The organism is Methylobacterium sp. P3_A11, from assembly GCF_056403155.1.
Genome location: NZ_JBFUGA010000004.1, coordinates 1 through 26,341, shown reverse-complemented (window position 1 = coordinate 26,341; position 26,341 = coordinate 1). Strand labels below are relative to the sequence as shown.

23 protein-coding genes are annotated in these 26,341 nt (G+C 66.3%); 6 read left to right on the top strand and 17 right to left on the bottom strand.

Annotated elements, in window-relative coordinates:
* Positions 1-34 precede the first annotated feature (34 nt).
* Positions 35-1,146 (bottom strand): IS3 family transposase gene (locus tag AC1DXK_RS02190; RefSeq protein ID WP_477296682.1). Its coding sequence is split into 2 segments (ribosomal slippage): positions 35-897 and positions 897-1,146, totalling 1,113 coding nucleotides; the frame shifts between segments, so codons are not numbered across the junction.
* 255 nt (positions 1,147-1,401) lie between these two features.
* Here AC1DXK_RS02190 and AC1DXK_RS02185 point away from each other — a divergent pair.
* Positions 1,402-2,787, top strand: coding sequence for a hypothetical protein (locus AC1DXK_RS02185; protein ID WP_477296680.1), 1,386 nt, complete (start codon positions 1,402-1,404; stop codon positions 2,785-2,787).
* Positions 2,788-2,873: 86 nt separating this feature from the next.
* Here the strand turns inward: AC1DXK_RS02185 and AC1DXK_RS02180 are convergent, their stop codons facing one another.
* From AC1DXK_RS02180 to AC1DXK_RS02165, 4 genes are all read right to left on the bottom strand, one after another.
* Positions 2,874-3,032 carry a hypothetical protein gene (locus AC1DXK_RS02180; protein WP_477296678.1) on the bottom strand — a complete coding sequence of 53 codons (159 nt, stop codon included), beginning with the start codon at positions 3,030-3,032 and terminating at the stop codon, positions 2,874-2,876.
* A 218-nt stretch (positions 3,033-3,250) separates the two neighbouring features.
* Positions 3,251-3,571, bottom strand: a complete 321-nt coding sequence (locus AC1DXK_RS02175) for a plasmid partition protein (RefSeq protein ID WP_477296676.1) — start codon at positions 3,569-3,571, stop codon at positions 3,251-3,253.
* Positions 3,572-3,945: 374 nt separating this feature from the next.
* Positions 3,946-4,464, bottom strand: a complete 519-nt coding sequence (locus tag AC1DXK_RS02170) for a hypothetical protein (RefSeq protein ID WP_477296674.1) — start codon at positions 4,462-4,464, stop codon at positions 3,946-3,948.
* 43 nt (positions 4,465-4,507) lie between these two features.
* Positions 4,508-4,834: a hypothetical protein gene (locus tag AC1DXK_RS02165; RefSeq protein ID WP_477296672.1), complete on the bottom strand. Its 327-nt coding sequence runs from the start codon at positions 4,832-4,834 to the stop codon at positions 4,508-4,510.
* Between the two features lie 1,239 nt (positions 4,835-6,073).
* On the opposite strand from AC1DXK_RS02165, the gene AC1DXK_RS02160 reads away from it, so the two are divergent.
* A complete protein-coding gene (locus AC1DXK_RS02160) occupies positions 6,074-6,625 on the top strand; it encodes a recombinase family protein (protein ID WP_477296670.1) in 552 nt (183 codons plus the stop codon).
* A 78-nt stretch (positions 6,626-6,703) separates the two neighbouring features.
* Here AC1DXK_RS02160 and AC1DXK_RS02155 read toward each other — a convergent pair whose 3' ends face one another.
* The 4 genes from AC1DXK_RS02155 to AC1DXK_RS02140 form a co-directional block, all read right to left on the bottom strand.
* The gene (locus AC1DXK_RS02155; protein ID WP_477296669.1) at positions 6,704-7,300 is read right to left on the bottom strand and encodes a hypothetical protein; all 597 of its coding nucleotides are present in this window, start codon (positions 7,298-7,300) and stop codon (positions 6,704-6,706) included.
* On the bottom strand, positions 7,297-7,593 hold the full coding sequence (locus AC1DXK_RS02150) for a hypothetical protein (protein ID WP_477296667.1): 297 nt from the start codon (positions 7,591-7,593) through the stop codon (positions 7,297-7,299). The genes AC1DXK_RS02155 and AC1DXK_RS02150 overlap by 4 nt, the downstream gene beginning before the upstream one ends.
* Positions 7,594-7,687: 94 nt before the next feature.
* Positions 7,688-7,930, bottom strand: a complete 243-nt coding sequence (locus AC1DXK_RS02145) for a hypothetical protein (protein ID WP_477296665.1) — start codon at positions 7,928-7,930, stop codon at positions 7,688-7,690.
* A gap of 742 nt (positions 7,931-8,672) precedes the next feature.
* Positions 8,673-10,112 carry a hypothetical protein gene (locus AC1DXK_RS02140; protein ID WP_477296663.1) on the bottom strand — a complete coding sequence of 480 codons (1,440 nt, stop codon included), beginning with the start codon at positions 10,110-10,112 and terminating at the stop codon, positions 8,673-8,675.
* 438 nt (positions 10,113-10,550) lie between these two features.
* Between AC1DXK_RS02140 and AC1DXK_RS02135 the strand changes: the two genes are divergently transcribed.
* Both AC1DXK_RS02135 and AC1DXK_RS02130 read left to right on the top strand, forming a co-directional pair.
* Positions 10,551-10,688: a hypothetical protein gene (locus tag AC1DXK_RS02135; protein WP_477296662.1), complete on the top strand. Its 138-nt coding sequence runs from the start codon at positions 10,551-10,553 to the stop codon at positions 10,686-10,688.
* A 142-nt stretch (positions 10,689-10,830) separates the two neighbouring features.
* Positions 10,831-11,088, top strand: coding sequence for a hypothetical protein (locus AC1DXK_RS02130; protein ID WP_477296660.1), 258 nt, complete (start codon positions 10,831-10,833; stop codon positions 11,086-11,088).
* Positions 11,089-11,364: 276 nt separating this feature from the next.
* Here AC1DXK_RS02130 and AC1DXK_RS02125 read toward each other — a convergent pair whose 3' ends face one another.
* A complete protein-coding gene (locus tag AC1DXK_RS02125; RefSeq protein WP_477296659.1) occupies positions 11,365-11,703 on the bottom strand; it encodes a hypothetical protein in 339 nt (112 codons plus the stop codon).
* A 141-nt stretch (positions 11,704-11,844) separates the two neighbouring features.
* Between AC1DXK_RS02125 and AC1DXK_RS02120 the strand changes: the two genes are divergently transcribed.
* The gene (locus AC1DXK_RS02120; RefSeq protein ID WP_477296657.1) at positions 11,845-12,252 is read left to right on the top strand and encodes a hypothetical protein; all 408 of its coding nucleotides are present in this window, start codon (positions 11,845-11,847) and stop codon (positions 12,250-12,252) included.
* 1,875 nt (positions 12,253-14,127) lie between these two features.
* Here the strand turns inward: AC1DXK_RS02120 and AC1DXK_RS02115 are convergent.
* From AC1DXK_RS02115 to AC1DXK_RS02090, 6 genes are all read right to left on the bottom strand, one after another.
* On the bottom strand, positions 14,128-15,600 hold the full coding sequence (locus AC1DXK_RS02115; RefSeq protein WP_477296655.1) for an NAD-dependent succinate-semialdehyde dehydrogenase: 1,473 nt from the start codon (positions 15,598-15,600) through the stop codon (positions 14,128-14,130).
* The gene (locus tag AC1DXK_RS02110; RefSeq protein WP_457105694.1) at positions 15,593-17,605 is read right to left on the bottom strand and encodes an acyl CoA:acetate/3-ketoacid CoA transferase; all 2,013 of its coding nucleotides are present in this window, start codon (positions 17,603-17,605) and stop codon (positions 15,593-15,595) included. Before AC1DXK_RS02110 ends, AC1DXK_RS02115 begins: the two co-directional genes overlap by 8 nt.
* A 381-nt stretch (positions 17,606-17,986) precedes the next feature.
* On the bottom strand, positions 17,987-19,132 hold the full coding sequence (phaC, locus tag AC1DXK_RS02105; RefSeq protein WP_457105693.1) for a class III poly(R)-hydroxyalkanoic acid synthase subunit PhaC: 1,146 nt from the start codon (positions 19,130-19,132) through the stop codon (positions 17,987-17,989).
* Positions 19,125-19,949 (bottom strand): poly(R)-hydroxyalkanoic acid synthase subunit PhaE, encoded by an 825-nt coding sequence (locus tag AC1DXK_RS02100; RefSeq protein WP_457105692.1) that lies wholly within the window; start codon positions 19,947-19,949, stop codon positions 19,125-19,127. The genes phaC and AC1DXK_RS02100 overlap by 8 nt, the downstream gene beginning before the upstream one ends.
* A 151-nt stretch (positions 19,950-20,100) precedes the next feature.
* Positions 20,101-21,276: an iron-containing alcohol dehydrogenase gene (locus AC1DXK_RS02095; RefSeq protein ID WP_457105691.1), complete on the bottom strand. Its 1,176-nt coding sequence runs from the start codon at positions 21,274-21,276 to the stop codon at positions 20,101-20,103.
* A gap of 43 nt (positions 21,277-21,319) precedes the next feature.
* Positions 21,320-22,972 carry an acetolactate synthase large subunit gene (locus AC1DXK_RS02090; protein WP_457105690.1) on the bottom strand — a complete coding sequence of 551 codons (1,653 nt, stop codon included), beginning with the start codon at positions 22,970-22,972 and terminating at the stop codon, positions 21,320-21,322.
* Between the two features lie 267 nt (positions 22,973-23,239).
* Here AC1DXK_RS02090 and AC1DXK_RS02085 point away from each other — a divergent pair, with 267 nt between their 5' ends.
* Positions 23,240-24,724 carry a DUF2252 domain-containing protein gene (locus tag AC1DXK_RS02085; RefSeq protein ID WP_477296652.1) on the top strand — a complete coding sequence of 495 codons (1,485 nt, stop codon included), beginning with the start codon at positions 23,240-23,242 and terminating at the stop codon, positions 24,722-24,724.
* Between the two features lie 9 nt (positions 24,725-24,733).
* Here AC1DXK_RS02085 and AC1DXK_RS02080 read toward each other — a convergent pair whose 3' ends face one another.
* On the bottom strand, positions 24,734-25,672 hold the full coding sequence (locus AC1DXK_RS02080) for a LysR family transcriptional regulator (protein WP_457105688.1): 939 nt from the start codon (positions 25,670-25,672) through the stop codon (positions 24,734-24,736).
* Between the last annotated feature and the right edge of the window lie 669 nt (positions 25,673-26,341).

Below are 26,341 nucleotides of genomic sequence, written 5' to 3'. Positions count from 1 at the left end.
AGTCATGCTGACCTTGCCCCCTGTTTGCCCCCGTTCATAACCAGAGTCCGTTCTGGTTCTGGTCCTGCTTGGACCGGGTTGCAAACGCGTTCGGGGTGAGCCCGCCGAGGCTCGTGTGCGGACGGCAGGTGTTATCGTCGACCCGCCACGCCTCGATGATGGTCCGGGCCGCCGGCAGGCTCCGGAACAGATGCTCGTTCAGGCACGCGTCGCGCAAGCGCCCCTTGAGGCTTTCGACAAAACCGTTCTGCTGCGGCTTGCCGGGGGCGATGGAGTGCCACTCGACCGCACGCTCCTCCTGCCAGCGCAGGATGGCGTGCGAGATCAGCTCGGTGCCGTTGTCGGAGACGATCATCAGCGGCTTGCCCCGGCCCGCGATGATCCGGTCGAGTTCGCGCGCGACGCGCTGGCCGGACAGCGACGTGTCGACCACCAGCGCCAGGCACTCCCGCGTGCAGTCATCGACTACGACGAGGATGCGGAAGCGGCGCCCGTCGTCGAGCGTGTCGGAGACGAAGTCGAGGCTCCAGCGCTGGTTCGGCTTTTGCGGCACGGCGGCCGGTGCCCGCGTGCCAAGGGCTCGTTTGCGCCCACCCCGCCTGCGCACCGACAGCCGCTCCTCCCGATAGAGGCGGAACAGCGTCTTGTGATTCAGCGTGAGGCCCTCCCGCCGCAGCAGGATGAGCAGGCGCCGGTAGCCGAAGCGGCGGCGCTCGCCGGCCAGGCCGCGCAGGCGTACCCGCACGGCCGCATCGTCACCACGGGTCGAGGCGTAGCGGTACGTCTTCGGCTCCAGGCCAATCAGCCCGCAGGCGCGACGCTGCGAGTAGCCCTTCTCCTCGATGGCCCAGCTCACGGCTATGCTCCGTGCGCCGGGCGTCAGAAGTTTTTTCCCAGCGCCTCACGCAGCGTCGCCACATCGAGCATCGCCTCGGCCAGGAGCTTCTTGAGCTTGCGGTTCTCCTCGTCGAGCGCCTTCAGACGCCGCGCGTCCGAGACCTCCATGCCGCCGAAGCGCGAGCGCCACGTGTAGAACGTCGCGTCGCTGATGCCGTGGCGGCGACAGATCTCAGCCACCGGCAGCCCAGCCTGCTGCTCCTTCAGGATGCCGATGATCTGCTCTTCGCTGAACCGGCTGTTCTTCATCGTCCGTCTCCTGATCGACGGACCCTCGCTTCAGAATGAGGGCAGGCCAGGGGGTAAGGTCAGACGGACTGCACCTCGTCGCCTTCAGCGTCGTGCTTCCACGCAGGGCCGCCGACTTCGCAGCAGCCCGTAACAGCCTCTATGCCACTCCACACATGCCCTAAGCTGCTAAGTTCGTTCAAGTCCGGTTAAGACTGTCAAGCAGAAAATCTAAACAACAGCAGTGAGCGAATCGGTCAGTCTTAGGAGTGCTCCATGACTACCAAGAGAACTATTCGTTGCGCCGTTATGCTTGGGTCAGCACTAACTCCGCTGCTCGCGCAGGCTGATAGCTTATTTTCTGGATCCCCGATTTTTTCTAATCCCGCAGCTATCTTGAAGCTCAAACCACCCATCTCTGAGAAGCCGGTAGAGGCGCCGGTTACCCCGGAGCCCTCAGGTTCGGTTCCGCAGGTCCTGCCGATGCGTATAGAAATTCGGTCTGGGGGGAATAATCCTTTCAAGGCTATTGAGGGCGCCGCCCGTGGTATTGGCCAAGCCGTCGAAAAGGGCTTCGGCGACGCCGGCAAAGCCATTGAAAAGGGAGCCCACGACTTCGGACATTCCATCGAGACGGGCGTCGACGATGCCGGCAAGGCCGTTGAGAAGGGCGCACACGACGGCGGCCATGCAGTCGAGAAGGCTGTTGGCGACGTTGGCAACGGCGTGGAGCAAGGAGCTCACGACATCGGCAAGGCCGTGGAGACTGCGGTTTCTCAGACTGGGCACGTCGTTGAGAACGCCGCGCACGACGTTGGCCACTACGCTGAACAGCATCCTCTGGAATTCGCCCTCGCCGTTGCGTTAGTCGCAGGCGGAGGTTACCTCATCATTTTTCAGGACTTCGTGTTCGCACTCCAGGTCGGGGAAGCTTCCATCCCGATCATCCATGGCGGCGCATGGACGGGCGGGGCGACAATGGCCACCGGCGCTGGCACCCTCGCCTACGGCGCGAGCACTCCTGCTATGGCCTCAGGACCCGGCAACCAGGGCACGATGGAGACCACCATCGGGCGACCGACTGTCACCTTGCCGGCCCAGCAGCCGGCCGCGACACAACCGGCCGGTGCACAGCCACCGGTTCGCGTCAGCCCTCCGGTCCTGAACGTATCGCCCAAGTTAACCGAGGTCGATGCCCGGCTTAAGTACGGCATGGGCGTGCTAGATTGGATCGAGCGCGAGCGGCTGGTCGAGACGTTCAAGCCCGACGACCACCTGAATAGGCTGTCTCCCGCGGAGGAGAAGCTACTCGACGCGATAGACGAGGTCGGTCGCATTCCGGACTCCGCCGCCGACGCGGCCAACAGGAAGCAGCAGGAGGAACGTAAGAACCTTCCGAACAAGCTCTACAAGGACGCGGTCATCGACCTGATTAAGTTGAAGCCCCCGTCCGAGATAGTGCGCAAGGCTCTTACTACCCTCAGGGACGCCGCCCTCTCCGAGACGGTGGTAGGCGACGGCCAGGCCGCGGCCCGCGAGCACCAGAAACGACTGCTCCACGAGAAGCTCGACGCCTTCCTGGACAAGCGCTTCGACCTGAAGCGCTTGTCGGTGATCCCGACCGAGATGCCGCCCAACGGCCCGGTGATCAAGGCCAATTGACGGCCCGGTCGGGTTCGACGCGCATCGACGTTGGATCCGGCCTGCACCTCCTCGGCTGTCGATCGAGCCTTCCTCAATCGTCCACCTTAAAGGCCTTCAGCAGCGGCTTCATCATCGATCTCCGGGCCTAGACGAAGCCCGGCGCGGGTCTTGGCGATGAGGTGTGCCCGGTAGAAGGTCATCGCGCGCTCGATCGCTTCGACATCCGCGATGGTGTCGGCCTTCGGCTGGGTGCCGAATACCACCCGTGCTTCCGGGCTCGGCGGCCGTCCCTTGGTGCGCCGTGCCGGTTCCTCGATAGGAGCGGGAGCCGGATCGGGAACGGCGGTAGGAGCAGACGGTATGATGGTCTCCGCAAGCGCCGTCAGATCTACGGCCGCATCCGGCGGGGGCGGTTTCGGGGCAGGAGGCCGCTTCGCAAAGGTTGCCATGCTTGCGCTCGTTAGATCGTGTGAGTTTCTACTTACAGGCCGGCGCAGTCGATAATCGCTTGCACCAGGGCATCGGCGCGTTCGCTCAAGCCCTTGAAGCAGACTTCGCTAACCGCCTGCCCCTCATTCTGAGCTTGCCGATATGCGGGCCGCTCCAGGAGCGCGCCGGCCAGCACATCATAGCCGGCCTCCCCCATGTAGCTCCGGGCGAAGGCTTCCTCCGCTTCAGCCCCGACTCGCACGAGGGCCACGGCCAGCTTCGATCGAGGTATGCCGGCACGAACCAAGCTGTTGAATATGATCGCGGCCGGTTCCAGATCATCCACCGACGTGCTGGATGGTTGCACGATCAACGCAGCGCCCTTCGCTATCTCTAGTGCTCTGACGCCGACAAAGCGTACACAAGGCAGCGCCGTTTTCGCAGCGACAGCAGCGAGTTAGCGGACGGGCTCGTGCTGCGTTCGTCGGCGTCTGTGCACTAGCGTCCCCGCCGACGCGCGGGCTGGACCGTCTATGATCATGAGATCGAAGTGGGCGGCGGCCTTGAAGGCGTCTGCCGCCGTCCGGAACGGCTCCACGGGGACCACCGGCTCCAAGCTGGCCGCCATTCGGCGCCGCGCCCAGTTCGTCGCGGTACCCTGCTCATGGTCCAGGTCCGCGAATTTTGACGGACAAGCCGCCGGCCGCGGCCTCGCGCGCCAGGCTACACCGTAGCGGTGGGTGTTCGTCAGTTGAACCGGGTTTCCTCAAGCCACGCGTCGAAGACCGGCGGGGTCAGGCGGTCCTTGAGGATATCGATATACGAAAGTCGGATCGCAGGAAGATCTTCTTTCAGGATGAGGAACCTTTGCAGGTAGAGGCTTGGTTCGATCGGCGAGAAAGCCTTCGACATGAAGACCGACCAGTCCAGCTTAGAGATGCTACTTTGCTTGACAGCCAGAGTGAGTTTCATGGCCGTCCGGTGGACATTCGGCAGGAATAAAATATCGTAGAGTTCTGACGCATTGGGCTTACCGCGGTAGCGCACATCGTAGACGGACGCCGCGTCCTCAATCATGTGGTTGGTCTTAAAGAATGCATGCAGGGCGCCGAGCTTTTTTGCCCAGTCCGGAGACAGGAACCTGCTAGCGACAGCCGAGGCGTTGGGTACCTCAAGCAGACTGCACCCGGGGTCGCAGTAGTAGACCCGTAGCGGGTCGTCCGCCTTCTTGTCATAGCATAGGCGGGGATCGTGTGGTTCAGACATGGCGCGACCTCTGGATGAGGTGGGAAACGCGTGGTGGTTGGTTTCAGAACGCCCGGTTGGCGTCCTTCTCCCTATCGAGGATGGCCATCCGCATGGCTTCGTTCCGGGAGCACCGGTGCCGGCCGATATAGAACGAGAGCAACCGCTCTCTCCGCGCTTCGGGCATGATTGCAAAGACGTTCCGGAATTCGAGCTCGACCTGCTGATCCTCTACGACCACCGGTACCGCGACAGGAACGGATAGCGTCACCGACGTTGGCAGGGGCACAGCGCCGGTGGCGGCCGACTGCGGGGATGGATCCGTCTTGCGCTCTCTGCTGAGAGCGTAGATGGCGAGCGCTGCGACGCAGACCACGATGATCCAGCCCATGGGGCTACTCCGACGGCGGCCCGCACGCAATGCCGGMCCGCTGATCGACGCCAAGCTATACTGTTTCAAGCTGTACGGCATGTGAATGAGCGGCAATTTCTACTGCCACGTACTGCGGTGGACGGCCTCTGCATGTAGCCACTAATTACGGGGCAACATCCCGCCTGCTGCTCTTGATGCCATAGTTTCTTTTCCCGGTAGTCTGTAGGGCTCTCAGGCCCAATCGCGGCGTACCCCTATCCGGCCTGAACCTATAGACGCTGCTCCTCCACTTCGCGGAGAACACCCCCCTATCGCCTCTCCTGGACGCTCCCAAGCAAGGCCGCTGCGAGGTTCGCCAGCCGGGTAATGCATGTTTACGGATACGCACGGCTCGATCTCCGAAAGCTTGGCTATAATGACAATGCCTTCGCTGCTGGGCAACGCCAAAGTACAAGCAGCTAATACCGGAGCAGGTTGGAATTCGGCTTTTAGAGTTGCTGCACCAGGGCGGACCAAGTGAGATAGGGCCTCTACTTTCCAGATGCATAATTTGGCTTGCTGGATGCACGATTCAGAGGCAGGCTTATCGATCTAGGGGGTATTTCCCTACAAAAAAAGGCTTACGTCACTCGAGATTGGGCTTTGTGGGAGTTCAAGATGTGATAGATTGCATTGTTGTACAGACGACTATGTTGTGGACGATGTCAAACGACGTCTTTGCTATCGTAGACACACAAGAGTTGCCGGGTGCGGCGTGGGACCGCGCCCGGCTATCGTGGAATTGCGCTTCGGGATGAGTTCAAGAAGTCTATCTGTTCCACGATGGGCAATGCATCGCCCCGAACGAGGCGAGCACGCTGCGATATCTTTTCGAGGGCAGGCGTTTTAGCTCGGCCAGGGCAGCGCCGTTGGCCGCAGGGTCGGTCTCGGCCTGCCGTAGGGCTTCGCATAAGTCGGCAGCGACAGGGCCACCGAGAACGCGTGCCAGGGCCTGGAGTGCGCGAAGGCGGCCAATGCGCTCGATCGCGTCGAGGCCCCAGGCCCACGGTCCCCATTGATCTGGTGACGGAATAGGATTCGTTTCAGGCATTGTCGGTGGTGATCGGAGAGGGGGAGGGCGTTCCACAGGGCTTGGCCTATCGGAACATTCCAGGGTGGCTCGAAAGCCTTTCCACATAAGTGGTATTGAGTTTTGGAACGAGCCGTGTTCCAACGTCTAAGACGCTAGTGGAATGAATCGGCCCCGGATTTCACGCCATGCTCATCGGCTACGCCCGCACCAGCACCCTTGAGCAGGAAGCCGGCCTTGAGGCTCAGGTTCGGGACCTGAAGGCCCTCGGATGCGAGAAGCTGTTTCAGGAACAGGTCAGCTCGGTCGGCACCCGCAAGGCGCTCGAGTCCGCGCTGGAATTCTGCCGCGAGGGTGACACGCTGGTTGTGACGAAGCTCGACAGGTTGGCGCGGTCGGTCGTCCACCTGGGCAAGATCATCGAAGCGCTTGAGGCCAAGGGCGTGGCCCTGCGGATCGTCAACCTCGGCGTCGATACCAGCACACCCACGGGCAAGCTGATGCTCAACGTTCTCGGTGGCGTGGCTCAGTTCGAGCGTGAGATGATGTTAGAGCGCCAGCGCGAGGGTATCGCCAAGGCGAAGTCAGAAGGCGCCTACAAGGGCCGCAAGCCCACCGCGCGGGCGAAGTCAGACGAGATCAAGGCCCTGTCCGCACAGGGGGTGAGCATGGCCAAGATCGCCGCACAGCTCGGCATCGGCGTCGGCAGCGTCCACCGGGCATTGAAGGCAGCGGCGTAGTAGGTTGGCAGGGCCGGCGCGCATCCCATGGACCGGCCCCGCCATCACGACAGGGGAAGCCCGCTCCCGTCGTGAAACTCAATCGTCCGTGTCGAGACCTTCAGCGGCCAGGGCCGCAGCAAGGGCCTTCGGGGGCCTTCCGCGACCGCGCTTCACGGGCTCCTCGGGAATGGTGGTGAGGGCGGCCACGGGCGCAGCAGCCTTCACAGCGGGCGCCACAGGCACCGGCCGGGTCTCGTGCATCTCGGCCTCTAGCGCCTCTAGATCCCGCCCTGCGGCTTCGTAATCAGCCCGCAAGGCGGCGCTGTGCTTGGCCTGGAACTCGGCCTTCGTGGCGGTGGGCGTGATCGGCGCCAGCGGATCGGACCCCCATCCCTGCGACGCGATGAATTCACGCAGCGCAGCGGCTTTCTGCGGGTGCATGGCGGCCGGGCGGCCCGTGATCGGGCAGGCAGCCGGATCGTTCAAAGCGTGCCATTCCATGGAGCCACGGCCCTCAGCCTCGTGCAGGGCGGCACCGGCGGCACGCACGCGGCGGATGGCAACGAGACGCGGATCGGCATCGCTCTCTCGCCATGCGTCGCGGCGACGCTCTGCCTCGGCACGGCGGGTGGTCCAGCCAGAGGAGGTGAGGGGCACAGGGGCCGCGCGGTGGAGCGGGGATGAGGCGGTCATTTCGTCAGTCCGAGAGATTTCATAAGAGCGGCACGGGCGGCAGGATTGGCCTTCGCGGCTGCCATGGCGGCGGAAACGGTGTCAGGCTTGGCCGTGATGTGCTTCGTGGCGTGCTGCCACGGGTCCGGCATCCGCGCGGTGGCGGGCTTGGAGGGCTCCACGGCTGCGGCGGTCTCGGCGGCTGGCTTCCGCAGCAAGTCGGGCTCGGCCTTTTCCAGGCGACGGAGCCATTCTGCGGTCGATGTCGAGCCGTCGAGGAAGCCCACGGTGCCGGTCTGCGGGTTCAGGACCATGTTGGCCTCGAGTCGCCACCGGAGGCGTTCGGCAGCCTCCTCGGGCAGGTTCTGAGCGRCCAGTGCAACGTGTGCGCGGGCGGAAGCGTAGGGATCACTCATTGGTCGGGGTCTCGATGGTGGCGGCTTTGCGGGCGGCAGCGCGTGCGATGGCGGCGCGTGACCGGCGGCCTCGATGCGTGCGGCGGTGGGGCTGGTTAGGATCGGTGACGACTCGGCCCGTGCCGAATGCGTGGACGATCTGATCAGCAAGCCAGGAACTGGCGGTCATTCCCGCGCGGGCGGCCATGGTCTCGACGGTGCCGGCAACGGGTTCGGGCAAGTCCAGAACGATCACGCCACGGCCTCGGCGGCAGCGGCGCTCGCCTTCTCCTCACGGAGGCGTTGGCGGATCATGCGGCGCAGGAACGTGGATCGGGACATGTCTTCGCGCATAGCGATGGCGTCCAGAGCGAGCACATCGCGCGCACTGAGAACCGTCGCTACGCGTTGTGACGCGAGCGGTCGGGTAGACATTGGTTTTCCTTAGGTAGAGAGGGGCRTCTGTCGTCAGACTGGACGCGATAGCGGCGAGGGTTAGAAATCATCCCGCCGGGAACCTGCCATCCTCAACGCGAGGACATGGCAATGTAATGCTAGCACTATGCACGCCGGCAAGACCTGAGTCAAGTCAGACACGATTGGCTACGAAATTTCCGCAGCGTATACACTTGTCGTCTGCCGGGTGTCGGAAAATGTCAATAGGGCAACGATCGCACGCCCGTCATCATCAGTCCGTGTCCAGTCTCGACGCCGTATAGGCTCCCCGTTCATCTCGTGAGGAGCCGCCCCACGCGGCGACAAGCGATGGCTCCGACCGTTCGTCTGATCACTGGACCCGGTGGGAGCCGTAGCGTCTGCGGTCGCAGATGCGGAGGGTCCTGTGCACCACGTCAGGGTCGTGCTTGTCCTGGCCGTTGGGATCGCTTTCGGGAGGATGAGGTTGATAGCGGCCGCAGTGCCAGGGACAGGGCCGTCGAGCGCGACGTGATCGGGGAAGGGCCGCTGCTGCTGATAATCACTTCCCCGAGCAGCGTCCTTTAGAAGCCCACTGCACGCCCGAAGTCGGCCCATGCCTCATCAGCACGTACCTTAGACTCGAGGTCCGTCATGATCCCGCGGGGCTCATGCGGTGAGGTCAGGCGCTGGTGGCCATAGACGTACGAGGCGCGGTTCTGGTCGATGTAGGCGTGCCAGCGAGCCACCTTCTCGGCCCCCGCGATCATTGCTTCCGTGTCAGGGATCGAGCGTAGACGGGCCATGGCGTCGAGGTTGGCTTGTAGGTCTGCGGATGCAGTCTGAAACCGGCTATCGGTGAGAGGGCTATCGGTGTCGGTATCCTGCTTGAAACTACAGCAAAACGCAGGATTTTCGGCGCTCTTATCGCTCTCATCTTCACTCTCATGCGGCGGGCTGACGCCCCCCGCAGACAGCAGTTCGGCCGTGTTGCCCTCGCTCTGGAATGCAGGATTTTCGGCGCTCTTATCGCTCTCATTTCGTCCGGGTCGGGGATCATATCCGCCGATGTAAGCGAGATCGCCGGCCGCGAGTTGAGCCTCAAGCTGCTCCGTGGTCAGGTCCTTACACAGGCGCCATGCGTGGCTGATGCTGTAGTCCAAGCGCGCCGCGAACCTATGCACGGCCTCGGTCTTGCCGGGCTTGCGCTCGCGCTGCCAACGCTTAGGCCTAGGCAGCCTAGCGGCCTTCTCGGCTGCTTTCCTGGCCTTCTCTGCCCGCTTCGCCATGATCTTGCGGCGGCGCTCCCGCCACGCGTCGAATTCGGCCTCTGACTTGTCGCGCTCGTAGGTGCGCACCGTCTCGGTGGTCACGCCCAGTTCGCGGGCCATGGCCTTGCGCTCGGTGGTGGTGAACCGATCCGTGCCCGGCCCGTCCGGCACGACGCGCACGACGACACAGCCCGGATGATAGTCGGGCAGGCCGGTGTATGGGCTGCGCTTCTGCCCTTGCTTCTTGGGAAACAGTGCCTTGCGGCGCTCCTTCGTCTTGTTGAAGGCCCGCGCTGCATCGGCCGTATCGAACAGCGGCGTGTGCGCGATGACGTTGAGCTTGCCGGCTTTTCTTGCCTTCTCAGAGGCAGCATCGTTCTTGCGGTTATTGTCCTCGATCTCGGTCGCTGCGAGGTACCAGAGGAAATCGACGGCATCCGGGGTGAGCCCGAACACGGCGGCGATCTCATTTATCCGTTCGTGGTCGGTCTTACCGAGTTCGCCGTTGAGGTCGGACAGCTCCGCAACTGCGAAGGTGTAGAGCTTCAGGCATTCGTTGTGAGCATCCAGCGATATGCCGGCCCGCCACAGCACGCGCATGGCCGACAGGATGTAGGGTAGGTCGCCGCGCCGCTTGGCCTTGGCCTTGGCTGCCTTGACCGGAGTCGAAGCGATTACCTGACCAAAGTCAGAGATTTCCCCTTGCGCGAGCGGCTTAGCATCGTTATAACGTTCGTTGTGGAAGTGATACATTCAGTTTGATCCGACCCCCGTTCGCGCTGAGCAGACCTGCCGGGACGCAAGCGCAGCGGGGGTTGTTGGCCTTCTTCAAATTGGTTTTGACGAAAGAGGCACGGACAGTCAGGAAATTTTCGTTGCCCTTCCTGATCATGTCCGCTATCCCCTAATGATGCCCGATCTATGGGCGTTGCATCGCGTGCATAGCACAGATTCCATTGACTCCGCAAATCAGCGGGGTCTGAAAACGTGCGCCCATTTACGAGGGCGTAAATAGATTATCAGCGTCAGTTATTCGATTTATCAGAACCCTGTTTTCCGAGCGGAAATGGGGATTTTGGCATGTGGTATACCAAATACCAGCCTTTTGCGGTTCGGGGCGACGACATACGTCAAGTGACAGCTACTAAGCGAGGCCGTATGTCGACGCAGAGCGGTCCGGCGGATACGGTCATGGGTGAGCTGCTATTGTACGGTGGTCTAGGGCTCGGCGGCTTCACGTTGCTGCGCAAGACACAGAACCAAGAAACCCTTGCTGCCGCTGCTCTCGTGATGGTCGGGATCGGCTTGTTCCTGCTCAAACAGGGCTGACAAGCCACAGACCAGATCGTCCTCAATTACCGCTCAAAGCCCCCGTCCCGTTGAGGTCCCCCGGTATGGGGATCTCAAACCCTGGTCTCGTTCATGGTCCGTTCTAGATCCTCGATCATCATTTGATCGGACAGGATAGGCCATGGCGGGTCGCGGCATCTTCGTTCGAGCCGAGGAGGTGGCGTTCCTCGAGGAGGCTGCTCGGTGGCGGCGGCAGTGCGTCGAAGTGCTGTCCAGGGCAAAACCTCAGGGGCAGCTCTACGTGGCTGTCTCCCGCATCGTGGACGGCATCGACGACGTAGCAGAGGTGGTCACAGGGGATCGGCGGCGGTTCTTCCAGAAGGACATGACTACGCCAGGGGAGACCCTGCCGCCCGTATGGTGGAGAACCGTCGAATAGTAGCCCACCACGGGACTTTGCGGTCGCGGCGGCTTTCGTGGAGCGGCCCAAGGCGCAATTGAGGGGTTTGTCGAGCACCTTCCCCGATCCAACTGGTTCCAGAAATTCTGAGCCGACGATGTGGTTCCAAGTCGACCCTGGCTGACTCCCGAGGAGCGGCTTCACGTCCCACTGTAGGTGCCGGCCGTAACCGACTGCCAGACAGAGTTATTCGGCGTTCGCCAATTTAAGAGTGGGATCGGCTGAAAACTTAGCCGGTGTCCCTCGTGATTCGGTCTATTCGGCCGCCACCATTTCGGCCTGGATCGCGGCCAGGGCACGTGCCTTGGCGGCTTTTTCGCGGAGTTCATCCACAAGCAGCGCCAGTTCCGTCGCCGACATCTCCGACAGCGGACGATCGGCCCCGGTGGGCTTGTAAGCGGCGATCCGGGACAGCGGCGCGTGACGGCGCAACACGTGGTCGCGGCAGCGGGTGAGCAAGGCGGCGCCCTCGATGAGGTTCGCCTCAAGCTCCTCGACATCGCCCGGCTCAACATCCCAGAGCGGAAATTCGTTCGAGACCGGCGGGGCGAACACGAAGCGCACGGGCTTGGGCCTGGGCTGACGGTGGGGCATGTGAATGTATCTCTCTCTGATCATGGTGAGGGGGTGGAGCTGGATAGGCCGCAGGATCGCGTAGGAGCGTCACAGGCGGCGTTTGTGAGTTTCGGAAGGTGAGGATTTGCTAGGACGATGCCGGGGAGGGTTCAGACCGTTGTGGCGGCCATCGTCTCAGTCATAGGCGCGTGGTTGCTCCTGAGCGTGACCACCTTCGCCCTCTCTCTGTTCTACCCGGTGAGCAACATCTTCGCGTTCCGCCTTGCGGGTCCCGGCGCCAAGCTGTTCGCATTCTTCATCCCCGCAGCGATCACCGGATTTGCCAGCGGCCTAATCGCCACGTGGCTGACGCTCCGCACACTGCGACGCTCGTCACCGCGTGGAGTGGCGTGGGTGGTCACAGCCTATTTCGTCGTCATCTCATCGCTCGGCATGGCCATCATGGGGAGTGACGCGATGCAGGACCTGCTGGCCTACCTCTCGCTCACGCGTGCAATCGCCGTCGCAGGCAGCGCGTGGTTTGCAGCCCGGCTGGTTGAGCGCGACCGCGTAGCAAAGACGTTCTGAACGCCTAGACGGCGGGGCACAGGACCGGTACACAAATGGGCGCCGGGCGCTCGATCGTCCTGAACAAAATCAATACGTTAGGCGAATTCCAGGCGAGTCCTTTCCTGGGCACCAAATGCCTGACAGCAGCCCGCCAACGCATTGGCGGGCTTTGTTGTGTCTAGGGTGCGGAATTCCTGGGCCGAGGGCGCGGGAGTTCTTCGTGCATCACGGGCCATCCGAGCCCGGTTGACCGTCCGCGTGCCGGTTGCGCTGTCCCCACTGCCCTCGGCCCAGCCGAACACGGTGTTGCACTGCGCCTCTTTCGGCCCGTCCTCGGCCGCACGGCGCGCCCCGGCCCTCCACGGCCCGTGGGCCGAACCCGGCCAGCGGGCCTCGAACCGCGCCCGCCCTGCCTCGGCCCCGGCGCGGAAGCTCGCCGCATTGTTCCGGCCGGACAGGCGCGACGCGCCATGGGTGGGGTCGGACGGCACCAGGCGGCGCGCCAGTCCAGCCGCCGATACGCGATGACGCCGCGGGCTGAAGCCGCCGATCCCCGATCCGCCGGATCGGGACGATAACGCCACAGGGCTGGACCTTTGAGATCTGCGGCCTGTTCTCCTCTTAGATCTGTTCCAGGACTTGCGAAGCACACCCTTGGCGGAGAGACATTCCACCCAGAATGGGCAGCACAACTCGGCACATCGACCGATCTATTTCGCATCGATCGGAAGCGTCGGATTGATGCTCGCGGCCCTCGCGGTCGTGATGGCCAATTCGCCGTCGACAGGCAGGGCGCTCGCGACGGGCGCACCGGTGATCGCGAGGGCAACGATCCCGGCACCCTTCCCCGGACCGATCGGCTGATAGGGACGCTTTGTCGATCAGACCAGTGTGCAGATGGTCATTCACCGCGAAGCGCACGGCCTTCGGCGAGGTTCAGCGGCCGCAGCGGGTCGAAGGGTTGGAGCGCGGCCAGGATCGCCGGGGTACTCGGCCCTGCATCGGCGACACTGTCATCGCGCAGCGACGAACGACATATAGCGCCGTCCGATTGATGTGAGCACCGATGGATTAAGGATGCGCCCGCATCGAAAGCCCGAGAATTAAATTCAGATCCATGAAAATAAACACTGCTTAATTACTTACCGCACATCATGAATACCCGTGGCTCGTGTCGCCCATATTCGAAAAAATTACCGGATCAGCTCTCAAATGTCTGAATTCGAGCCGACATGCAGCTCCTGTGGCGAGTTCATGCAGGAAGGGCGCCTCAACGTCAAACAACAGACGTTCCCGATCGAATGGGTCGAGATCATTCCTGGATTGAACGGCCCGCAAGGGAAAAACGTTTTTGGATGGGGACCCGACGCTCAGGCGTCGAAAATCGAGCGCGAAAAGCTCGAGAATAGCCGGAGACCCGTTTCGGCTTGGCGCTGTGTTCGATGCGGCAGGCTCGAACTTCGTGCTATATAGAGCGCAAAGACTAGAGAAGTCCTGTCAAAATCGCGCGGCCGAACGATCTCGTCGATTCCTTCAGGACGTGGCCTGCACTTTCGACCCGTCCGGCATCAGCTTCGCTTGGCTCACACCCTAGTCGGACCCGATTGCGGGCCGCCGGCATACGCAAATCCCAACTGGCGTGGCCCGCCGTGYGCGGGCGCGTCGCACCGGTTTGGTGGCAAGCGTCAGGCCGCCGGCGCGACCTCCTGAACCGGCGCCTGAAGGTGGTGCGATCCGCCAGGGATCGCGGCTGGACCGTTCCGGACCGGGCGACCTCAGGCGGATTCAAGTGCGGCGTCGAACGCAGGCCCCCGGTGACGGGATATAGGCTCAGCCCGTCTCAGGTATGGGCTGAATGTGCAAATTCTGGTTTCCCGCACATCCGCCGAGCCCCTACGCGCCCAGCCCTCCGACGCACAGGTACTTCGTGTTCAGGTAATCCTCGATGCCCTGGTACGAGCCCTCGCGGCCGAGGCCGGATTCCTTCACGCCGCCGAAGGGCGCCACCTCGGTGGTGATGATCCCCTCGTTGATCCCGACCATGCCGTATTCCAGCGCCTCCGCGACCCGGAAGGTGCGGCCGAGGTCGCGGGTGTAGAAGTAGCAGGCCAGCCCGTACTCGGTGTCGTTGGCCATGCGGATCGCCTCCGCCTCGTCGCGGAAGCGGAACAGCGGCGCCAGCGGCCCGAAGGTCTCCTCCCGGGCCACCGCCATGGCGGGGGTGGCGCCGGTGATCACCGTCGGCTCGAAGAACTGGCCGCCCAGCGCGTGGCGGTGGCCGCCCGCGATCACCCGGCCGCCCTTCTCGACGGCGTCGCGGATATGCGCCTCGGTCTTCTCCACCGCGGCCATGTCGATCAGCGGCCCCTGCGCGACGCCGTCCTCGACGCCGTTGCCGACCTTCAGGCGGTTGACCGCCTCGGCCATCCTCTCCGCGAAGGCGTCGTAGATCCCGTCCTGCACGAGGAAGCGGTTGGTGCAGATGCAGGTCTGGCCGGAATTGCGGTACTTGGCGAGCATCGCGCCGGCGACCGCCCTGTCGAGGTCGGCGTCGTCGAACACGATGAAGGGCGCGTTGCCGCCCAGCTCCATCGAGACCTTCTTCACCGTGCCTGCTGCCTGCTCCAGCAGCACCTTGCCGACCTCGGTCGAGCCCGTGAAGGTGATCTTCTTGACGAGCGGGTTGCCGGTCATCTCGGCGCCGATCGCCCGGGCCGAGCCGGTGAGGATCGAGACCGTGCCGGCCGGGAAGCCGGCGCGCTCGCACAGCACGCCCCAGGCGAGGCCCGAGAGCGGGGTCTGCGAGGCGGGCTTGATCACGATCGGGCAGCCGGCGGCGAGCGCCGGGGCGATCTTGCGGGCGATCATCGAGGACGGGAAGTTCCACGGCGTGATCGCCGCCACGACGCCGACCGGCTCCTTGGTGACGAGGATCTTGCGGTCGCCCCAGGGGGAGGGGATCACGTCGCCGTAGACGCGGCGCGCTTCTTCCGCGAACCACAGCACGTAGGCCGCCGACATGGCGACCTCGCCGCGGGACTCGGTCAGCGACTTGCCCTGCTCGGCGGTGAGGATCTGAGCCAGATCCTCCTGGTGCTCGGTCACCAGGGCGGCGAGCTTGCGCAGAAGCACGGCGCGCTCGTTGGCGGTCCTGGCGCGCCAGGCCGGATAGGCCGCGTGAGCGGCCTTGATCGCCTGGCGGGTCTCGTCGGCGCCGGCATTCGGCACCCGGGCGATCAGCGCGCCGGTCGCCGGGTTGGTGACGTCGATGCTGCCGGAACCGGCCTTCGACCATGCGCCGCCGATCAGGCAGGCATCGACCAGCAGGGCGCGGTCCTTCAGGGAGGGGGTCTCGAACTCAGGCATCCAACGGTTCCTTCGGCGGCCGCGGCATGTCGGACTGGGACAGGCCGGGCCGCGGCTTGAGAGGCACGCTCTGGGCCGTATTCCTCGCCTGCGCCTCGGCTTTTGTCTCGAAGACATGGGGAGCCAGGTCGCGGCTCGCCAACGAGGCGCCGAGTTTCAATCGCAAGAACGCGCTCGTGGTATACCGGGACGCGGTCTCGTAATAGCGGTTTTCGAGATAGGCGATCGCCGAGAAGTAGGCGTCGCTCACCGTCGGATCGATCTCGAACCCGTCGTAATTGGCGATCAGGTGGACCTTGCGGCCGATCTCCTGGCAGGCGCGCTCGTATTCGCGGCGCACCAGCTCGACGTCGTCGATGGTCCGGACCTGGAAACCCTCGAGGTTCGAGAACAGGATGTTGCGCTCCGGGTCATAGCTGATCCGCTCCGACAGCGAGAGGCCCAGCAGCCAGGGCTCCAGCGCCATGACGGACTCGCGGAACAGGCGCGGATCCATCGGCTTTGGGTCCTGCACGATCGGCGTGAAGCCCATCTGGCCCAGGATGTCGCGCGCGATGTCGATGCCGGGCGCGACCTCGACCAGCTCCATGCCGGCCCGCGTCCGCCGGAACACGCAGCGCTCGGTCACGTAGAGCACCGGCTGGCCGCGCTCGGCCGCGTAGGCCCCCGAGAAGGTCACCTGTTCCACCGCGGCGATGAACTTTTGGGAGCGGCCCTCGGCGAGGATGCGGATGCCGCCATCCTGCACCGCCACCTTGAGGCCGTCGGCCGTGAAGGTGCCGGCGAAGACGAGGCTCTTGGCGTTCTGCGAGATGTTGATGAACCCGCCCGCGCCCGCGAGCCTCTTGCCGAACCGGCTGACGTTGACGTTGCCCTCGGCGTCGCACTGGGCGAGGCCCAGGCAGGCGAGATCGAGGCCGCCGCCGTCGTAGAAGTCGAACTGCTGGTTCTGGTGCAGCACGGCGGCCGGGTTGAGTGCCGCACCGAAATCGAGCCCGCCCTGCGGCAGGCCGCCGATCACGCCGGGCTCGGCGGTCAGCGTCAGGTACTTCAGCACCCGCTCCTCGGCGGCGACCGCCGCGACGCCCTCGGGCATGCCGATGCCGAGATTGACCACGCCGCCGGGCGGCAGCTCGAAGGCGCAGCGCCGGGCGATGACCTTGCGGGTATCGAGCGCCATCGGGGCGATCCGGTCGAGCGGCACCCGCTGGCGGCCCGTGAAGGCGTGGTTGTAGGGCGTGCCGTAGGTCTGGCGGTGATTCTCGGGCTGGCTCAGGACCACGCAATCGACCAGCACGCCGGGCACCTGCACCTCGCGCGGGTTGAGGGACCCGGCCTCGGCCAGTCGCTCGACCTGCGCGATGACGAAGCCGCCCGAGTTCTTCGCCGCCATGGCGGCGGCGAGGTTGTCGAGGGTGAGCGCTTCGCGCTCCATGGTGATGTTGCCGGCGGGGTCGGCCGTGGTGCCGCGGATCAGCGCGACGTTCACCGGGAAGGCCTTGTAGTGGAGCCAGGATTCGCCGCCGAGTTCGACCACGCTGACGAGGTCCTCCTGCGTCACGGCGTTGAGCTTGCCACCCTCCAGGCGCGGATCGACGAAGGTGCGCAGGCCGACCTTGGTGATGTGGCCGGGGGTGTGGGCGGCGATCTCCCGGTAGAGGTGCGAGACCACGCCGAGCGGCAGGTTGTAGGCCTCGATCAGGCCCTCGACCGCCATCGCGCCGAGCTTGGGCACGAGCGCCCAGTGGCCGCCGACGACGCGGCGGACGAGGCCCGGAAGGGCCAATTGGTTGAGGCCGCGCTCCTTGCCGTCGCCGGGGGCGGCGGCGAACATCAGCCCGAGCCCGTGCGGGCCGGCGCCGGATGAGAAGCGCCGGGCCAGCGCCAGGATCAGCTCGTCGGGGGTGCCGATGCCCACGAACCCGGAGACGGCCACCATGTCGCCGTCCTGCAGGATGGCGACCGCCTCGTCGGCGCTGACGATCTTGTTCTTCAGGCTGCCCATGGGGTGGTCCTCGGCGCCCGGGATACGGCTGGAACGGCTCGGCGCGTCGCACACAAACCTGTGCGGGCTGCGCTATTGACGGAGCGGAGTGGGACAACGGCGCCGGCGCTTGAGCGCGACGAGCCCCCTCTCCCGTGCGGGAGAGGGTTGGGGTGAGGGACTAAGCGCGTCAGGATGGAGCACGCCCTCGAAGCGCCGTCGGGTTGCACCTTCTCCGGACAGACCTGATCCCTCACCCTGTCCCTCTCCCGCACGGGAGAGGGGACCCGCGCTTCATCCTGCCGCCGCGGCGTGGCGCACGATGTGTGTCTCCGGCAGCCGGCCCCGCGACGGGGGTAGGGGAGGGGCGTCGCGTTGTGCGAGAGCCTTCGCGCGACCATCCTACCCCCGCTGGCCGAGCCAGTCGGCGATGCCCGACCCCAGCAACTTCTGCGCCTTGCCGCCGACGAAAACCCCGACATGGCCGCCGGGCAGCCCCATCTCGGTGTAATCGGTGGTGCCGATCTTATCTTTCAGCGCCTGCGAGGTGGCGGGCGGGATGATGTGGTCGTCCTGGGCGAACACGTTCAGCACCGGGCAGGTGATGGCCTTCAGATCCACCCTCCGGCCGCCGAGCTCGAAGGCGCTCTGGACCAGCTTGTTGTCCTGGTAGAGGTCTTTCAGCCACTGCTTGGCCGCCTCGCCGGGATGGTCCGGCCGGTCGGCGATCCACTTCTCCATCCGCAAAAAATTCAAAAACTTCTTCTTGTCGTCGAGGGCGTCCAGCAGGTCGAGGTTGTACTTCGTCATGGTGCGCATCGGCGTCATCATGGAGAAGACCGAGCCCATGAAGGCGCCGGGCAGGGAGCCCTGCGCATCGATCATCCGGTCCACGTCCTCGGGCGTGAGCGAGCGGGTCCAGACGTTGATGAAGCCGTGGCCGGCGCGGGCATCCTGGGCATCGGCGTGGAAGTCGATCGGCGTGATGGTCAGGACCATCGCGTTGACGGTCTCGGGGTAGAGCGCCGCGTAGCAGGTGGTGAAGACGCCGCCCTCGCAGATGCCGAGCAGGCTGATTTTCTCCCGCCCTGCCGCCTCCTGGATGAAGGCGACGCACTCGGCGAGGTAGCCGTCCACGTAGTCGTCGATGGTGACGTAGCGGTCGGCCCGGCCCGGATTGCCCCAGTCGACCACGTAGAGGTCGAGGCCGAGATTCAGGAGGTTGCGGACGAGCGAGCGGTCCTCCTGCAGGTCGGCCATCGTGTAGCGGCCGATCAGCCCGTAGACGATCAGCACCGGCGGCAGGCCCTTGCTCTCGGCGAGCGGCCGGTAGCGGTAGAGCCGGACCTTGTCCTGGCTCCAGACCAAGTCCTTCGGCGTGGTGGCGATCGCGACATCCGCGTCGCGGACCTCCGAGAACAGCTTGGCGCCGGCGCTGATGCGCTGGCCGAGGGTGCCGATCTCGGCCAGCATCTCGGCCGGGGTGAGGGCGAGCGGCGCGGCCGGCGCCTGCAGGCTCTCCGGTTTGGGGCACTCCTGATCAGCCATGGGCTTCCTCCGCGGGGCGCGCGCCGTCCGCCTTGGCTCGGGCCGCGCGGCGCTCGCGGCGAAGCGCCCGCACCTCGCGGCGCAGCTCGGTCAGGCTCTTGTGGACATCGTCGAGCTCGGCCCGGGTCGGCTGGCCGTAGAATTCGGACAGGTAGGCTGCCACGTCCTGCTGGGCGAGGCGAAGGTCGGTGGAGGCCCGCAGCACCGCCCGCTGCGAGGTCAGGAATGTCTCCGAGCGCTGGACCTCCAGCAGGACCGCGTTGGCGGTCTCGATCCAGCGGGTCATCATGTCCCGGGCGGAGGCGAAGCTCTCGCCGCGCTCGGCGCGGGCATTGGCCTCCTGGGCGAAGGTCCCGGCCGCCCGCGTCCAGGCCTCCAGCATCACGGCCTGATGCTCGCTCTGTGCCCGCCGCAGGCTCGCCCAGGCGGTGAACAGGGCCGCGTAGCGCCGCTCGGTCTGCCACAGGTCGGCGAGTTGCGGACCCTCGGCCATGCGGGTGAGGGCGGCGTCGAACTCGCCCGAACCGCCGAGCCAGGCCTGGGGATCGAAGATCCGGGCCAGCACCGCCCCGGCGGTCGGGTTCGGCGCGCCGGGGCCGCCCTGGAGGGATTTCGCGAGGGTCTGCGAAAGGGCGGTGGCGGAAGTCCAGGCCTCGGTGAGCTTGGCCTGCGCCGTGGCGAGGCCGGCGAGATCGGTGGTCGGAAAGGTCGGCCAGCCGAAGCCGGGGGCGGCCTGTCCGGCGCCGGGGGTGAGGAAGCCCGCGCCGGCCCGGGTCCAGAACTCGCCCATCGCCCGGAACGCGTCGAACTGGTCCATGCTGGCGTTTCTCCTCATGGCCCCGAGGCTGAAAACGCCGCCTCCGTCTTTGCGAGCGGAGCGACGCAATCCAGTCGCGCCACGTCTGACAACCTCGCGCGACCCTGGGTCACTTCGCTGCGCTCGTGATGACGGAGCCGGCGACCCGTCTTCACGCCGCCGGGCGCGCGTCCCCGAGGGCCTGGGCGTAGATCGCGAAGGCGTCGTCGTAGGTGACCTCGCGCGGGTTGTTCACGAGGAGCCGCGTCTGCTTCATCGCGTCGGACGCCATGCGCTCCAGGTCCTGCCGGGCGACGCCGACCTCGGCGAGGGACGCCGGCACCTTGCAGTCCCGGCAGATCGCGTCGAGGCTCTCCACGAACCGGGCGGCGGCCTGGGCCGGGGGCAGATCTGCGGCCGCGGGATCGAGGATCGGCGCCAGCTCGGCGTAGAGCCCCTCCGCGTGGGAGAGGTTGAAGCGCATCACCCCCATCAGCACCAGGGCGTTCGAGAGCCCGTGCGGAACGTGGAAGATCGCGCCCACCGGATAGGCCAGGGCGTGAACCGCCGCGACCGGCGCGTTGGCGAAGGCCATGCCGGCCAGCATCGAGCCGAGCAGCATGCCGGAGCGCGCCTCGAGGTTCTTGCCGTCCGTGCAGGCTGTGCGGATGTTGGCCGAGAGCAGCGCCAGGGCCTGCTTGGCGAGCTGGTCGGAGATCGGGTTCTTCTTGTTCTTGCTGGTGAAGGCCTCGATCGCGTGGACCATGGCGTCGATGCCGGTGGCCGCCGTGACGTGCGACGGCAGGCCGAGGGTCAGTTCCGGGTCGAGCACCGCCCAGTCGGGCAGCAATTTCGGCGCGACGACGCCCTTCTTCTCGGTGGTGGGCGTGGTGACGATCGAGATCGGCGTCACCTCCGAGCCAGTGCCGGCGGTGGTCGGCACGAGGATCAGCGGCAGCCGGTCGCCCTTGGCGAGGCCGACGCCGTAGATCGAATCCAGCGGCTCGTCCGACTTGGCGAGGTAGGCCACGAGCTTGGCGGTATCGAGTGCCGAGCCGCCGCCGATCGACAGGACGAGGTCGGTCCCGAGGTCCCGGGCGCGCTGGGCCGCTGCCTCGATCACCGTGGAGGGCGGGTCGGCGACCACGTCCTCGTAGACGTCGAGGGTGATTCCCGCGGCGGCCAGAGCCGCCTCGGCGGCCTGGGTCAGCCCGGCGCTGCGCACGCCCTTGTCGGTGACCAGCAGGACGCGCTTGGCCCCGAAGCTGCCGACGATGTCCGGCAGCTTCCGGGAGGCGCCCGCCTCGAACAGCACGTTCGGCGTGGTCTGGAAGGTGAACGGGTTCATCGCGCTGCCCTGTCTTGCATGCCGACCATCTGCGAAACCGAACTCACTCGGCGGGCTCGAAATCCTTCACCTTGGCGCGCAGCTCATCGACCAGCACGCGGGTGTTCTCGGAATAGTCGATCGGCACCGCGACGAGGTGGACGCCGCCCGCCGCGAAGGCCTTATCGAGGGTCGGCACGAGGTCGTTGACCGACTCGACCCGGTGGCCGGTGGCCCCGTACGACTTGGCGTAGAGCACGAAGTCCGGGTTGTTGAAGGTCATGCCGTAATCGGCGAACTTGTCGACCGCCTGCTTCCAGCGGATCATCCCGTAGGCCGAGTCGTCGAGCACCAGCACCACGAGATTGAGCTTCAACCGCACCGCGGTCTCCATCTCCTGGCTGTTCATCATGAAGCCGCCGTCGCCGCACACCGCCATGACGCGGCGGTTCGGGTAGAGCATCGCCGCCATCATGGCCGAGGGCAGGCCGGCGCCCATGGTGGCCAGCGCGTTGTCGAGGAGCAGCGTGTTGGCGACGTAGGTGCGGTAGTTCCGGGCGAACCAGATCTTGTACATCCCGTTGTCGAGGCAGACGATCCCGTCCTCGGGGATGACCCGGCGCACGTCGCGCACGAGGCGCTGCGGCGTCACCGGGAAGCGGTCCTCGCCGGCCCGGTCGGCGATGTGGCTGAGGATGTGCTCGCGCAGGTGCAGCAGCGCGCCCGCGTTCGGCAGCTTGCCGTCGAGCTTGTCGGCCAGCAGCTTCAGGGTCGGGCCGAGGTCGCCGACCACCTCGGCATCGGGGTAGTAGACCTGCTCGACGTTCGCCGGCATGTAGCTGATGTGCAGGACCTTCTGGTCGGCCTGGCCCATGAAGAAGGGCGGCTTCTCGATCGTGTCGTGGCCGATGGCGATGATCAGGTCGGCCTTGTCGATCGCCTCGTGGACGTAGTCGCGCTCCGAGAGCGCCGCGGTGCCCATGTAGAGGTCGGTCCCGCCCGCCACCGTGCCCTTGCCCATCTGGGTGGTGAAGAACGGGATGCCGGTGCGCTGCACGAAGCCGCCGAGTTCGCCCGTGGCGCGGGGGCGGCTGGCGGCGGCGCCGAGCATGACCAGCGGGCGCTTGGCCCCCAGGATCATGGCGGCGGCACGGTCGATCGCGGCCGGGTGGGCGACCGGGATGTCGATCGGATGCGAGGGCACCAGATGCGCCTCGGCCTCCTCGGCGGCGATGTCCTCGGGCAGCTCCAGAAGCACCGGCCCGGGCCGCTCCTCGGTGGCGACCCGGAAGGCGTCGCGCACGATGGTGGGAATCGAGGAGGCGGAGACGATCTGCCGGGCCATCTTGGTGATCGGCTTCATCGACGAGATCACGTCGACGATCTGGAACTTCGCCTGCCGCGAGGACAGGATGCCCTTCTGGCCGGTGATGATGATCATCGGCATCGCGCCGAGATGGGCGTAGGCGGCGCCGGTGGAGAAGTTCAGCGCGCCCGGACCCAAAGTCGAGAGGCAGACGCCGGGACGGCCGGTGAGGCGGCCGTGGGTGGCGGCCATGAAGCTCGCCGCCTGCTCGTGGCGGGTCAGGACCAGCTCGATCTTGGAATGGCGCAGCGACTCGACGACGTCGAGATTCTCCTCGCCGGGGATGCCGAAGATACGGTCCACACCCTCGTTCTCGAGGGCGGCGACGAGGAGATCTGAACCCTTGGGCATGCGAAGTCTCGCTGATGCTCGGCGCGCCTGAGGTGCCTGGGCCGTCCCCGGCCTGCGCGTCGTGAGGCCTGAAACGGCACGGTCCGGGACGGACGGGCGGCCTTAGAATACCCGATTCGTTAGAAGGCTCGCCCGTAGGGTGGTCAAGGGTGCTTCGGGCTCGATAGGTCACAGAGCCGGGCGGATGCTATCGTCCGGCCGTCTGTCCCGGTCCGAGGACGAGGCTTCGACGGCCGGGGTCGGCCGGACGTCAGTGGTGGGACATCGATGGATCGCGTCGAAAGCGATAAGGCTGCCCCCGAGGACGGGGACACAGAGGCCCCGGGCGTCGAGGCGGTGCTTGCGCCGATCGCGGATTTTCCCCGGATCGACCTCCGCGCGGGCGTCGAAGCCTGGGACAAGCGCCGCAGGGCCGGCAAGCGGCTGCGCGCCGACGTCCCCCACGCGGGCCAGGCCGCGCTTGCGGCCGATCCGGACCGGCCCGACCCGGTCGCCCTGATCGAGGCCGCGCATCGGGGACGGCAGCCCGAGCTGATCCCGCTGCGGGTCGCCCGGATGGCGACCTCGCCCTTCGCTTTCCTGCGCGGGGCCGCGCACGTCATGGCGTGGGATCTGTCGCGCGGGCCGCGCAGCGGCATCGACGTGGTGATGAACGGCGATGCGCATATCGACAATTTCGGACTGTTCGGCACGCCCCAGCGTGACATCGTGCTCGATCTCAACGATTTCGACGAGGTCACGATCGGCCCGTGGGAATGGGATCTGAAGCGGCTGGCCGCCGGCCTCGCCATCGCCATCGAGGACGCGGGCGCGTCGGCGCGCGAGCGGCGCGAGGCCGTCATGGAGGCGGTCTTCGGCTACCAGCACACCATGCGCCGCCTCGCGCCGCAGGGCTCCCTGGACGTCTGGTATCAGACCACGCGGGCCGACGTTCCCCGCATCGCCGGGCTGCGCATGGACGCGGAGGCCCGGGCCGTCGTTCGGCAGGCGGTCGACAAGGCGCGGCGGCGGAACAACCGCAGCCTCCTCGCCCAGGTCGCCGAGCGGCGCACCGACGGCAGCTGGCGCCTGCAGACCGATCCGCCGATCCTCACGCCCGTGGACGATGCGACTCGCGAGGGCGTCGTCACCGGACTGGAGCGCTACGCCGAGACCCTGCCGCGCGAGCGCCGCTTCATGCTCGACCGCTACCACGTGGTCGACGTGGCCCACCGGGTCGTCGGGGTCGGCAGCGTCGGGACCCGCGCCTACCTTGCGCTGCTCTTCGGCAATTCCGACGCGGACGCGCTCTTCCTGCAGGTGAAGGAAGCGGTGAAGCCGGCGCACGCGCCGTATCTGGCGGACGCGCCCGCCCCCTTTGCCGATCACGAGGGCGAGCGCGTGATCTACGGCCAGCGCCTCCTCCAGGCGGTGGGCGATCCCCTGCTCGGGTGGACCAGCATCGAGGGCCGCCCGTTCTACGTGCGGCAGATGAAGAACCTGAAGGGGGCCATCCCCCTGGCGCGGATGTCGGGCGCGCCGCTCCTGAACTTCTCGTACGCCTACGGGGCGCTGCTGGCCCGCGCCCATGCCCGGACCGGCGATGCGGCGGCGATCGCCGGCTATTGCGGCAGCGGCAAGCACCACGACCTGAGCGGGGCGATCGCCGACTGGGCGGCGGCCTATGCGGAGCGGAACGCCGCCGATTTCGGCCTGTTTCGCGCGGCGATCGCGAGCGGCCGCCTCGCGGCCGCCGACGATCCGTGCCTGTGAGGCCGGCCGTCAGAGGACGCCGAATTCCGGCGCCCCGTTGGCCAGGCGCACCAGAAGATCCCGCAGCCAGCGATGGGCCGGGTCGTGGTCGTAGGAGGCGTGCCACAGCATCGAGACGGCCACGTCGTCGAGGGCCACCGGCACCGGGCTGACGCTGAGCGCCAAGGCGCTGGCGAAGGCGGTCGCCAGCCGCGCATGCATCGTGGCGATCACCGGCGCCGCCCGCACCATGAACGGGACGACCAGGAAGCGCGGGGTCGTCACCGCCAGGGTGCGGGACCGGCCGATGAGCGCCAGCGCGTCGTCGACGACCCCGTGGGCGGTCTCGCGCAGGGACGTCAGGACGTGCGGGAACCGCAGGTAGTCATCGAGGCCGATCGGCGGCTGCAAGCCGATCAACGCGGCGTTGAACAGCACCACGTAGCTGTCCCGGTAGAGCAGCCGCTGCTTGTGATGGAGCTGGCCCTCGGAGAACAGACCGATGGCGAGGTCCACCCGGTCGGCGTCGAGTTCGTCGAGGATGCGCGTCCGGTCGACCGAGCGCAGCAGCAGCCGGATGCCGGGCGCCTCCCGGCGGAGCTGCGCGATTAGGCGGGGTCCGAGCAGGACCTCGACGCTGTCGGGCAGGCTCAACGTGAACGTCCGCTCGACGGTGGCCGGGTCGAAGCGCTCCTCCCGGTGCACCAGCGCCTGCACCTGCCGAAGGGTGGCGCGCAGCGGCTCGGCGATCTTGAGGGCGCGCGGCGTCGGCCGCATCCCGTCCGGAGCCCGGGTCAGGAGTTCGTCGTCGAACAGGCGCCGCAGGCGGGCGAGGCTCGAACTCATGGCCGACTGGCCGATCCCGATCCGGGCCGCAGCCCGGGTGACACTGCGCTCATCGAGCAGGGCGTCGAGGGCGACCAGCAGGTTTAGGTCGATCCGGCTGAGATCGATATGGTCGATGGCCACGGGCGTCGCGATCGATGAGGGCTCGGACGCCCGACATAGCAGACCCGGCCGCTTCCCCGTCATCCCGGGTTCGCACAGTAGAGCCCGGGATCCGGACGCGCCACCAGGCCGGGACCCGGCTCGGACGGCGGCTCTCCGGCCGATCCCGATGGTGCGGCAACGACCGGGACCGCGGGCGTTTCCGGTCGGGTCAGGCGCGCCATGCCCCCTCTCCCGAGCGGCCTGGCGAATTCCAACATCTGCCGCGGCAACGCGGCTTGAGGATGAGGCGCGGGTCCCCTCTCCCGTGCAGGAGAGGGACAGGGTGAGGGATGGGCGTCATCCGCAGAAAGCGCGACGGACTCGCCCGTCGACCGCGTGCTCGATCTGACGCGTCTTGCCCCTCACCCCAACCCTCTCCCGCAGGAGAGAGGGGCGCGTCGCGCTCCGCCGCCGGCGCCGGCGCCCGTGTCCGACTCGGATGCGTGACCATCGCGGCCCGCCCGGGGGAGTGGAACGGCGTCTCGCACCCCGTCGTCGCGGCGTCCCACCGTCCCTCGATCTTGACAATGTTCCTATTTTGTGCCCATAAGCCCTGACCTGTCCACGGCGCTTCGGGAGCGATCCCGGGGCGTCCTTCGGGGGTCCGTGCGGTGGCTGACCCTTCGGGGGTCCGTGCGGTGGCTGACC